Origin of the sequence: Flavonifractor porci (genome assembly GCF_037572415.1) — a bacterium.
Classification (GTDB): domain Bacteria; phylum Bacillota; class Clostridia; order Oscillospirales; family Oscillospiraceae; genus Flavonifractor; species Flavonifractor porci.
This window is the reverse complement of record NZ_JBBHLB010000001.1, coordinates 110,404-122,643: the sequence shown is the minus strand read 5'-3', so window position 1 is coordinate 122,643 and position 12,240 is coordinate 110,404. Positions and strand designations below refer to the sequence as shown.

General features: G+C 52.5%; 7 protein-coding genes. 5 read left to right on the top strand and 2 right to left on the bottom strand.

Translation table 11 applies throughout. The features are described 5' to 3' along the window. Window positions 1-23: 23 nt before the first annotated feature. On the bottom strand, window positions 24-1,214 hold the full coding sequence (locus WHJ28_RS00585; RefSeq protein ID WP_340039132.1) for an IS256 family transposase: 1,191 nt from the start codon (window positions 1,212-1,214) through the stop codon (window positions 24-26). Between the two features lie 455 nt (window positions 1,215-1,669). Here WHJ28_RS00585 and WHJ28_RS00580 point away from each other — a divergent pair, with 455 nt between their 5' ends. From WHJ28_RS00580 to WHJ28_RS00570, 3 genes are all read left to right on the top strand, one after another. Next, window positions 1,670-2,476 (top strand): LytTR family transcriptional regulator DNA-binding domain-containing protein, encoded by an 807-nt coding sequence (locus tag WHJ28_RS00580; protein WP_340039131.1) that lies wholly within the window; start codon window positions 1,670-1,672, stop codon window positions 2,474-2,476. Window positions 2,477-2,703: 227 nt separating this feature from the next. Next, a complete protein-coding gene (locus WHJ28_RS00575; RefSeq protein WP_340039130.1) occupies window positions 2,704-7,035 on the top strand; it encodes an S-layer homology domain-containing protein in 4,332 nt (1,443 codons plus the stop codon). Window positions 7,036-7,501: 466 nt separating this feature from the next. Further along, window positions 7,502-7,957 carry an RNA polymerase sigma factor sigma-70 region 4 domain-containing protein gene (locus WHJ28_RS00570; RefSeq protein WP_154473831.1) on the top strand — a complete coding sequence of 152 codons (456 nt, stop codon included), beginning with the start codon at window positions 7,502-7,504 and terminating at the stop codon, window positions 7,955-7,957. Between the two features lie 584 nt (window positions 7,958-8,541). On the opposite strand, the gene WHJ28_RS16460 is transcribed toward WHJ28_RS00570, so the two are convergent. Then, window positions 8,542-8,733, bottom strand: a complete 192-nt coding sequence (locus WHJ28_RS16460) for a hypothetical protein (protein WP_412454493.1) — start codon at window positions 8,731-8,733, stop codon at window positions 8,542-8,544. Between the two features lie 73 nt (window positions 8,734-8,806). Between WHJ28_RS16460 and WHJ28_RS00560 the strand changes: the two genes are divergently transcribed. Beyond that, complete coding sequence (locus WHJ28_RS00560; protein WP_340039129.1) at window positions 8,807-10,501, top strand: recombinase family protein; 1,695 nt, start codon at window positions 8,807-8,809, stop codon at window positions 10,499-10,501. Further along, window positions 10,485-12,125, top strand: a complete 1,641-nt coding sequence (locus WHJ28_RS00555; RefSeq protein WP_340039128.1) for a recombinase family protein — start codon at window positions 10,485-10,487, stop codon at window positions 12,123-12,125. The genes WHJ28_RS00560 and WHJ28_RS00555 overlap by 17 nt, the downstream gene beginning before the upstream one ends. The last annotated feature ends 115 nt before the right edge of the window (window positions 12,126-12,240 follow it).

The following is a 12,240-nucleotide window of genomic DNA, read 5'->3' as shown; positions in this document are numbered from 1 at the left end:
CGCAGACTCTGTTATGAATGAAGTCAGCCAGCAATGGAGGCATCCTCAACGGTCGCCTCCAGATGCTTCATGTTCATGTACTTCTTGTTGCCCCACTGGGTGCCGGCTACATGGCGCAGCCGGGCACAGACCAGCATAAGGGCAGAGTTGCCGTCCGGGAAACTGCCCACCACACGGGTACGGCGGCGGATCTCCCGGTTTAGCCTCTCAATCACGTTGTTGGTACGAATACGGGTCCAGTGTTCACTGGGGAAATCACAGTAGGTCAACGTTTCCTCAATACCATTCTCCACCTTCTTGGCGGCTTCCTTCAGTTTCATAGAGCGCAGTTCCTCTACCACAGCCTTAGCTTTTTTTCGGGCGGCTTTCTTGCTCTCCTGAGCGTGGATCGCCTTGAGCATCTTGGCCACCAGCTTCACCTTTGAGCGAGGTGTGACAGAGAACACATTTCGGTAAAAATGGACGGTACACCGCTGGTATTTGGCCTCAGGAAATACCTCTCCCACGGCTTCCAGCATACCAAGACACTTGTCGCCAACAATGAGTTTCACACCGTTCAGACCACGGCCACGCAGCCACTGGAAGAAGCTGATCCAGCTGGCCTTATCCTCCTTCATGCCCTCTGCGGCGCCCAAAACCTCACGATATCCATCCTCATTAACCGCAATTGCCACAAGAATGGCTACATTTTCAAATTCTCCACCCCAATTGCGGCGCAGGTAGATCCCATCCACATAGACATATGGATACCGCCCACCTTGCAGAGGACGGTTCCGCCAATCTTCAATGTGGACATACGCTTTCTTATTCAGCTCACTGATGGTGGAGGGAGAGACTTTGCTGCCCCACAGGGCCTCAGTGATGTCCTCTACACGCCGGACGGATACACCTGCCAGGTACATTTCAATAAGAGCCTCTTCCACACTGCTCTCCCGGCGGCGATACCGCTCAATAATGGCAGTCTCAAAGGAGATTCCCTTGAGCTTAGGCACCTTGAGAGTGACATCCCCAGAAGTGGTGGTGAGGTTGCGGCTGTAGTGACCGCTGCGGTAGCCCTGGCGCTGCTTGTTACGCTCGTACCGGGCCGCCTGGGTTAGCTTCTCCGCCTCGGCCTCCAGAAGCTCATTGAGTGTTTCTTCTACGCTTCCACGTACAAGTTCCTTGAGCTGCCCCTTGATAACTTCCTCGTTTAGCTGTACAATCTTCTCGGACATGGTTTGCTGTCTCCTTTCGAATGGTGTGTCGCGACTTCATTCTACCAGAGATCTGCAAACCATGTCTTTTTTGTTTTTGCGAAACTTATTCTACCTGACCGCGGATTTATTATGCAAGAGTAAAAGAATATCTGAACACTCAAGAAATCGCTTGACTCTGCTGTAAATACGAAACCTCAAAGTCATAAAACCCTCAGGTCTGCAATTTTTACTTTGTTGCAGGTCTGTTTTGTTATGCTCATTTTCAGATATCCGATTTTTCATTTTGGGGCTTGACACCTATTAGCAGGTTTGCGCGCATGTGCGCGTAGTATTGTGAATTCCTGATAACTTATGTTACCGAAATTTTTTGCATTCCTATGCCCGGCAACGAGGTGCAGTTGAAATCCGACAGAAAATGTGTGATAATATTTCTGTCAATATTTTCTGTTCAGCGTGAAAAGGAGGTGTTTACCGTGCGGGATGGGAAATACATTACGATCATGTCAGACAGAACACAGCTTGTACTGAATGCCAGCACGATTCTATATGTCCTGATGATTGATAAAACTGCCGAGATCCATGTGTCCGGCGGGAAGATATACAAAACGCGGATGAAGATCAGTGATCTGGAAGAAGCACTGGGGGACAATTTCCTCAAAGTCCACCGGGGCTGTTTGGTGTCCGCCAGAGCCATCCATGACATCACCGACCACATTGATCTCAACAACGGCGAATCCTTGATCTATACACTCCGAAAGAAAAAGCAGATCATCGCTCAGTTCCAGGCGGCTCAAAAACGTCTCATCAGCAGTTTTGCCCAAGACGAAGCCCCCTCCACTGAGGAGGAATACCAGGCCCATTACTGCGGCTTCGAGGCTATGCCCTTTGCGTTTACGGACATCGAAATGATCTTTGATGAGAAGCGCCGGGCGGTGGACTGGGTCTTCCGCTATGGAAACCCTGCTCTGGCAAAGCTGGAAGGACTGCCGCTTAAAACGCTCATCGGCAGCTCCTTCGGCAGCCTGTTTTCCAATATGGATGCCAAATGGCTGCGCCTATACGAGCGCGCCGCTCTATATGGGGAAAGACTGGAGGTCATGGATTACAGTCCGGAGATCGGCGCGTGGCTGAAGGTGATCTGTTTTCCCACCTTCCAAGGTCACTGCGGGTGCATCCTGTTCGACCTCTCAGACATCGCATATACCAAAATCAGCAGGCAAGGTAGTCAGGCAATGATGCGCTATTTCGACAAGTCACAGGAGATGACCGATAGTCTGTAGCCGCTCCATATCCGAATCGCCGTCCACGTGTGTCCATTTCCATGGACAGACATGGGCGGCGTTTTTTTGCTGTCGTTTCACGCCTCTTAAACGTCGCTTCACGCCAAGTCGATTGAAAGGAGCGAGAGCAGCCCTTATAATATTTCTGTTTAACCTTTGCAAACCGAAAAGACAGAGTTTGCCTTGCCATGCCGGCAAGAAAATTTTGACAGAAAGGATAGGAGAATATGAAAAGAAAACGAAGAATACTTAGCCTGCTGCTTAGCGGCGCAATGCTGTTTTCCCTCTGTACCCCAACGGTCTTTGCCGAGACGCCGACACAGGACAGGGGGCAGACCATTACGGAAACGGGCGGTTTATGCGAACACCACGCCGAACATACGGAGGATTGCGGCTATTCCCCCGCAGCCGAGGGGACGCCCTGCGGATATGTCTGCGAGCTATGCGGCGCGGGAGATAATACCCCGTCCAATGCGAAGGCTGTCACGGTGGCAAGCGTACAGGCCATGATCGACGCTTTACCGAACGCAGAAGAAATCACTGAAGATAACGCCGAAGATGTCAAGGCGCAGCTTGACGCCATAGACGAGGCGAAGGAGAAACTCTCCGACGAGGAAATAGATGAGCTGGATTTTACCCGGTATGCGGAAGCTGCCGCTGCATTGGGGGCGCTGGCTGCGCCAATGCTATTGGCTAATGATTCGCCTAACGAGCAGTTTTCCCTCACCCCCGGCGGCAGATATTATTTTGACCTTTCGGCGATGAATATTCCCGGAACGGCAAACGGCAATCTGCCGGACAGCACCCTGCACTATGTTCCCTTTACTTATGCCGGAACAATAGAAGCCTACAAGCTCACGTCTGCGACGGCAACCACCGAGGAGGATGCACAGCAGAACAAATACGCCCACAGCCTGTTTATTGCGGACTACAATGTAACGCATACGGTAAGCTGGGATGACCTGAACAACGAAGGGTTGATTTTCGGCAAGGGCTATGTCGCCGGCGGCGTGGACTATACCCTGCGCGCACCGTCTGTGGGAAGTAAACGTACGGGTTCGGGCGATTCCGAACGCATCGTGCCCCAAAGCAATGAATGGGACACGATGCTGAACAAGGACGACGAATATATCCAAAACTGGAATGAAATGTTTTCGTGGGGACAGGATACTTATTCTGGCGACGCGTCGCTCCGTGCGGTTCGCGGGTACAATTCGGCCCGCTACTGGGACTACCACCATGCTACGATCTCCTACCCGGGCCTCGGTTTCCGCCCCGTGCTTGAAGTCCTGAACCCTGACACACTGGGCTCTGACGGACTGAAGGTCGTTACCCTTGACCTTGGCGGCGGCAAGCTGGGTAATAGCTCCAAGGATATTCAAATCATCGTGAAAAATGGCAGCACATTTACCGCCCCCGCATCCGATGGCTTGACCCGCCCCGATGGAGATACGGGCAGTTACTTCGTGTGGCTTGGAAGCAACGGCAAGCTCTACGAGCCGGGCGCGCAGATCACCGCCGGCGTGACCAGCGTGACCAGACTGACCGCCCGGTGGGAAAAGGATGTTCCCACGCTGACCGCCCCCACCGCAAACACTCTGGTCTATAACGGCAGTGCGCAGGCGCTGGTCACCGCCGGTACTACAGCGGACGGCACCATGCAGTACAGTCTGAATAATGCAGACTGGAGCGACAGTGTTCCCACCGGCAAGGATGCCAAAACATATACTGTTTATTACAAGGTCGTGGGCGACAGCAACCACACCGACAGCGTGCCGGCTTCGGTCAGCGTCACCATCGCGCCCAGGTCCATTGCGGACGCTTCGGTCACGCTGGGTGAATCGCTGACCTACAACGGCTCCAGTCAGACCCAGACGGTTACCGTGAAGCTTGGTGAAGTGGATATCACCAGCTCCTGCAACGTGTCCAACAATGTGCAGACCAACGCCGACAGCTACACCCTGACGGTCACGGCCAAGGACAATTCCAACTACACCGGCAGCGTGACCAAGGACTTCACCATCGCCAAAAAGTCCATCACGCCCACCATTGCAGTGAGCGGAACCTATACCTTCACCGGCAGCGCCATCACGCCCGCCTTCACGGTGAAGGACGGCGACACCGCTCTGACCGACAGTGATTATACCGCCGTTCTCGCCGACAACATCAATGCCGGCACCGGCAAGATCACGGTCACGGAAAAGACGACCGGAAACTACACCTTCAGCGAAGCGCAGCAGAGCTTTACCATCGGCAAGGCCGCCGCGCCGATGCTGAACAAAATTTCTGTCGAGCAGAAGTACACCGTGAACACCCAGCAGAGCAAAGACATCGGCCGCGCGGGCATGCCTGCCGACGCCGGCACCCTGACCTATACCAAAGGAACCATGTCCTGTGGTGATGTCGTTTCTATAACCGACTGGGATGTGGATAACACCGGAAAAGTGACCTACACCCTGTCCAGCAGCATGCCCAGCCGCGCGACCCTGCGGGTGGTCATCTCCTCCGACAACTATGAGAACGCCACCGTCGAGGTCAATATCGAACTGACGGAAAAGGATGTTCCCACGGTCAGCGCCAACGACATCACCGTGGCCTATACCGGCTCCGCTGTTCCGGACAGCGCCATTACCGGCACCGCCAGCGTGGAAGGCAGTTGGAGCTTCAAGAACGCGGCTCCCGTGAATGTTGCGGACAGCAGCGACAGCGTGACCGTGGTGTTCACCCCCGCGGACACGAACACCTATGAAACGGTTGAGGATATCATCAAGGTGACCATCAACAAGGCCACCCCCACCGGCACTCCCGCTTACACCGCCATCACCTCCTCCGGCAAGACCCTGGCGGACGCAGCTCTGGCCGTGGGCAGCATTACCCCCGCCGACGGTTCCATCGCGTGGGACGTTGCCGATGACACCGTTGTAACAGCTAACACCGCCTACAACTGGACTTATACTCCCACTGACGGGGACAACTACAACAATCTGACCGGAAGCATTACGCCCTATGTGGTGTCCTACTCCGGCGGCGGCTCTACCGGCGGTGGTTCTTCCTCCGGCGGCGGCTCCAGCAGCTCCACGGTTGTAGAGCGTCCGGATCAGACCAAACCGGACATCCCGACCACCAGCCAGACCAAGCCGGCAACACCGGATAAAAACGGAAATACCAGCATTGACGGCAACGCCGTACAGGACGCGATCAACAAGGCCACCGCTGACGCGAAGAAAAATGGAACCACCGCAAACGGCATTGCTGTGGTGGTTCCTGTAAAGATGGATGCCAAACTGAAGGATGTACAGATTACCCTGAAAGCGGACACGCTGGATAAGCTGGTGTCCTCCAATGTCAAGCAGTTCACCATCGACACCGATCGTATGGCAGACTTTGACTTCACACTGGATACCCTCAAGGAGCTAAACCGCCAGACCAGCGGCGAACTGATTTTGAAGATCAAAAAAACGGTTGTTTCCTATCAGGAAGCCAAGAAAGCCATAGGAAGCCGTCCGGTCTATGACATCACACTTGAGTGTGTTAAGGACGGCAAGAAAACTGCTGTCAATCTAAATGGAGAGACCATCAGCGTTGCCATCCCTTATGCTCCGGCGAAGAATGAGAAGACCGGAAATCTGTATGCAGTCTATGTGGACAAGACCGGAAAGGTGGAATGGCTGACCAAATCCAGCTATGACGCAGACCAGAAAGCCGTAATCTTTGAAGCGGCACATTTCAGTATCTATGGTGTGGGCTACAAGAACCCAGTTCCGAACTTCACCGACATCAATGGTCATTGGGCTAAGGAACATATCCTGTTTACGGTCAGCCGCGGGCTGTTCTCCGGCACAAGCAAAACCACCTTTAGTCCGAACACCACCCTGACACGGGGAATGTTTGTCACTGCCCTTGGGCGTCTGGCAGGAATCAATCCGGCAGATTACAAAAACGGGAAATTTACTGATGTGAAAACCGACGCCTACTACGCTCCCTATGTCAACTGGGCGGCAAGCAAGGGCATTGTGAATGGCACCGGTGCTACCACTTTCGCCCCGGATAACAAAATCACCCGTGAGCAGATGGCAGTGATTATGAAGAACTACGCCGATAAGATGGGCTATTCTATCCCGAAAATGCTGGAGGCTGTGACCTTTGCCGACAACGCGCAGATTTCCTTCTGGGCAAAGAATGCGGTCAAGACGATGCAGCAGGCAGGCGTTCTCTCCGGCAAGGCGAATAATCTGTTTGACCCGAAGGGCAACGCCACCCGCGCTGAAGCCGCCACCGTCCTACACCGGTTTGTGGAGGTCATCATCGACCCGCAGACCGCAAACGGCTGGAGGCAGAATGACAGCGGCGAATGGAGTTACTACAAAAACGGAGAGTCGGTGAAAGGTTGGCTCTCCGACGACCAGAAATGGTACTGGCTGGACAATAACGGCAAGATGTTCTCCGGCGGTTGGAAGCAGATCGACGGCAAGTGGTACTACTTCTATGCGGACGGCTCTATGGCGGTCAGCACCAAAGTGGACGGCTACGAAGTTGGCGCAGATGGCGCGAGAAGATAACTGACCACAAATTCAGAAAGGACACGAAGCAGCATTGGAGTATATTGAAACAGTAACAATAGATGCCGCAAGCGGTTTTCGGGACATATAACTTCTACTGCTTTGTTCCATTCCCATAGCGGTGCAAGGGAGGCCGCTTATGGGTAGATACCCCTTTTGACCTTTCTCCACCGCTAACAGGTGGAGACCTCCAAAATAAAATATCCAGTCCAATCAGGGCGCAAGTGATAGCAAGTTCACTTGTGCCCTCTTTTTGTACGCTTTTTTTCGATAAGAAACCCGCATTTTCTTCATTTAGAAGCAGAAATCGACGGGAGTATCACAAAAAGTCCGACAAACCGCCACCTGCTGAACCATCTTGCTCGGTGATTCGACAGAAACGATTCCGCTTTGTCGGCTGCCGTTCGCCGCCCTTCGAGAGTTTGAAAACCTATCTACTTTTCAAACTTTTTCGGAGGTAACGGCTATGAGTAAAAATCGTGAAGAAAGGGCGAATTATTATCTTTACATAGATGGACAGGCTGTGCCGGTAAGCGAACAGGTTTACCGTGTGTATCAGCACTATGAGCGAAAAGAAGAATACTTTTCCTACGATCTGAAAACGGAGAAGTTCCAGAAAGACACCGCAACTTTTCTGCCCAGCAGAGAGGATTCCTATGAGCGCCTGCTGGCAAAGGACAAGCAGTTTGCTACTTCTGGTCAACCCGTGGAGGAACAGGCGGTCTCGTCCGTTTGGCTGGAGGGATTATTGGAATGTTTGTCAGAGGATGAGAGGATTATTCTCCACAAACTGTATTTCGAGGACAAGTCAGAACGGATTGTCAGCATGGAGCTTGGAATTTCCAAAACAGCTCTGCATCAGCGCAAAGTCAAGCTGCTCCAAAAATTAAAAATTTTTTTGGAAAACATGGGAAAAGCATAGACCAAAACCACTCTCCCAACGGGGAAGTAAGTGAGAGGGTCTATCTCTCTCATGCAGCTTGACAACTGAATAGACGGCATTTCCGGTACATAACCCATGTACGAGCGAATATGAAACGCCGCGAAGATGGAGCAGTCAGGGAGGTGATGAAAGAACTGCTTCGGAGCGATCTACGATTTCATAAAACGGATTGTGGCAGATTCGGCGCGATGACTGCATGGGGGCTTAAAGATACTTCCTCACGGCCTCCTAAAGACTTGGGAGGAACCCTGCGGCGCACGAGTAAAACGACGCTGCGGAGTTATGACAGCCGCGCCAGCGGAGACCGGAATGTCCCCATCGTCAGGGGTGCGTGGCAAATGTGGCGAGCAATAACCAAACTACAATACAGCAGCCGTACCGATTAGCAGGTTCGCATATCCCCTCAACTTTATCGGTGCGGCTGCTTGTCTTTATATGAATTGAGACAACCTGTTTCCTCATATCTTATGAAGAAACAGGTTTTTTGACTGGAGGTGCGTCAATATGGATCAGAGGAATACCCCTATAACCTCCTACAAAGAGGTGAAAATCGGGAAAACCATTTACCGTGTGACCAGCTTTTTTTCGGGTGAAAAGGAACTGGGAAAGACTTTGGAGCAGCTGGCTGTCCGGCGCGCCATGTCGGAGGTTTCCACACCTGCCAGCTGCTCTGCACACACGGCTACATAGTCACACCATCCTCCCGGCTTTGCCGCATACTTGCGCGGCGATGGATTCTCCGCTACGATGTTCATACAGGGATATTCCCTGTGGAGCCATCACGCCGCACGAGGTATGGAATCTGGATAATCGGGAGGGAAAATAAAGATGGCTACAAAAACATACAACGTCGGCATCTACTGCCGTTTGAGTAACGACGATGAACGCGACGGCGAATCCGTCAGCATCGAGAACCAGAAACTGCTGCTTCAGAACTATGTGCGGCAGCGGGGCTGGAATGAAATTGATACCTATATCGACGATGGATATTCAGGTACGAATTTTGACCGTCCTGGGGTCAAGCGGCTGATTGAGGACGCCAAGGCCAAGCGGATCAATGTGATTCTGGTCAAGGACCTGTCCCGTTTTGGCCGTAACTACATTGAGTTCGGGCAATACACGGATTACTTATTCCCATCTCTGGGCTGTCGGTTTATCGCTCTGAACAACGGCATTGACACGGAAAGCACCAATGGCAGCACCGATGTCATGTGCTTTTTGAACTTATTTAACGAATTTTATAGCCGCGACACCAGTAAGAAGGTCAAAGCAGTCAAAAAAGCCTGTGCGGAAAACGGGAAATTCATGGGAACCTATCCCGCCTACGGCTATAAGCGGGACCCGGCGGATAAGCACCATCTGGTGATCGACGAGGACACCGCCCCGATTGTGCGCCGTATCTTTGAGATGCGGGCAGCCGGAACAGGGTTTCACGCCATCGCCGTCACGCTGAACGAGGAAGGCATCCCATCCCCCGGTGTGCTGTACTACCAGCGCAAAGGTCAGAGCGATCCGCGCCGGGTCAACCACAAATGGGCAGACCAGACGGTGAAAAACATTGTCCGCAGCGAGGTTTATATCGGCAACATGGTTCAGGGAAAGACCGGAACGCTGTCGTATAAATCCCGTAAACTCATCAATAAGCCGGAGGAAGAATGGATTCGTGTGGAAGGAACCCATGAACCGATTATCTCACAGCAGCTGTGGGATACCGTAGTCAGCATTGATAAAAAGAAGGTGCGGAAATCTTCTTCCGCTGACGGTTACAGGAGCATCTTCACCGGCCTTGTGTACTGTGCGGACTGCGGTTTCAAAATGAGAAATCAGGTGGAGCGATTCACCTATAAAGACGGGACGCCGGGGCGGTACAGCTCCTTTATCTGTGGGAACTACTCCCGCAGCGGCAAAGGTGCCTGTACTATCCACACCATCTATGAGAATGTGCTGACCCATCTGGTGCTGGAGGACATTCGGGAAAAGGCTCGTTTTGCGGAATATGACCCGGAACAGCTGGTCCAGCAGATTATCCGCTTAAAGGATAAGGAAGCCAAAAGCCGCCTTTCCTCCTGTGAACAGGAGCTGAAAACATACACGGCGCGGCTTTCCGAGCTGGAACGGCTGATGCAGAATCTCTATGAGGATAAATGCGCCGGAACCATCCCGCAGACCGTTTTTCAAACCCTGATGCACAAATATGAAGCAGAACGGGCAGAAAAGTCCGAAGCAATCCCGGAACTGGAACGCAAGGTCAAAAGCTACCTGGAAAACCGCACGGATGCGAACCGCTGGCTGGCTATTATCCGCCGGTACACAGAGATTACCGAGCTGGATGAATCCATTCTCTTTGAACTGGTAGACCGCATTGAGGTTGGAGAAACCAAAAAAGTGGGCGGCCAGCGGGTTTGTGACCTCCGCGTTTACTACCGCTATGTTGGAAATGTGGACGCGGCGCTGGCAAGGGATATTGCCGCAAGCGAAAATATCCCGGAAGAAAGGAGGCTGCCACTTGAAGAAGCAATATAAGGTCGGCATCTACTGCCGCCTGAGTGTGGACGATGCTTCCAATTCCGCAAAGGCAAAGAACTATATCCCCGGCGATGAATCCACCAGCATTGAAAATCAGTATGAAATCCTCTCCAGATTTGTTATGCTGAATGGCTGGATGGAGGTCAAGACTTATCGGGACGATGGGTACAGCGGTGGAAATTTTCAGCGGCCCGGATTTTTGAAAATGCTGGAGGATGCCCGCCACGGCCTGATTAACCTGATCCTGGTCAAAGACCTGTCCCGTTTGGGGCGTGACTTTGTAGAGGTAGGCCGCTATACGGATGTGATTTTCCCGTCCCTTGGCTGCCGGTTCGTGTCTGTGCTGGACTGTCTGGACAGCGAGGGCGACAACACCGATATGCTGCACTTCCGCAGTCTGATGAACGACTACCATCTGAAAGACTTGTCGGGAAAAATCAAATCAGTGCTGTACTCCAAAAAGAAAAGCGGCCAATACCTGACCGCCTATGCTCCTTACGGATACCGCAAGAGTGATGAGGACAAACACCGGCTGGTGGTGGATGAAGAAGCCGCCGCTGTGGTGCGGGAGATCTACCGGATGCGCTATTCAGGCATGGCCTACGGCAAGATTGCGGCGGTGCTGAACAAGAAAGACATCCTTTCTCCCCGCTGGCACTGGGAACTGCACTACGGAAAAAAAGGCATCTGCAAATACTCCAAACTTTGGACCTATGCCACGGTGAAAAACATCCTGAATGACACCGTTTATCTCGGCATAGTCACACAGAACCGCACCGGCTCCCGTTCCTACAAGGACAAAACCATGATACAGAAGCCGGAAACGGAATGGATTTGCCACGAGGATGCCCATGAAGCAATCATTGACCGGAAACTGTGGGAGGCGGTTCAGGAAAAGAACCGGGTAGTCAAACAGCAGGTAGCAAACCGTGCCGACCCTCTGCCTGCCCTGTTCACCGGCAAACTGGTCTGTGCTGATTGCGGGCATCCCCTGGTAGCCACCCGCGAGACCCAGCGCAGAAAAAACGGGACATCCAAGCGGTATGTTTCCTATATCTGCTCACACTTTGCCACCACCGGACACAGCGCCTGTTCCTGGCACCGGATTTATGAAATCTCTCTGAAAACGCTGGTACTGAATGAAATCCGGGCGCACAGTCAAGCGGTGGCACAGGATGAAAACGAGGTGCTGGACAAGCTGAAACAGCAGATTCTTTATGGAAGCACCGCAAAGCAGGAAGATTCCAAACTGGAAATCAGCCGACTGCGGCGGCGTATTGGAGAACTGGAACACATGACCGTCAAACTCTACGAGGATAAGGTCAGTGGCACGATCAATAGCGATACCTTTGCTATTCTGATTCAGAAAAGCGAACAGGAGCGCATACAAAAGACTGACCGCTTAGACACACTTCTGGCAGAGGAACGAAAAGCCCAGCAGGAGGTTGAAAATATCCGGCAATGGGCAGGCATCGTCCGCCGCTATCTGGATGTGCAGGAGCTTGACCGGGAAATCGTTGAGGAACTGATTGACCACATCGAGATCGGGGAACGCTCCGTTATAGACGGTCAGCGTCACCAGGACATTAAAATCTTTTACCGCTTCGTAGGTGTGGTATAATGGGAAAAAGAAAAGACCCGGCTGCGGTCCGGGCATATACCTGACAACATTCTATAAAAACGGTTTGCGATTGAACCGCATCGCTTTGTCGAAAAAGAGTGATTCAGCAGAACAC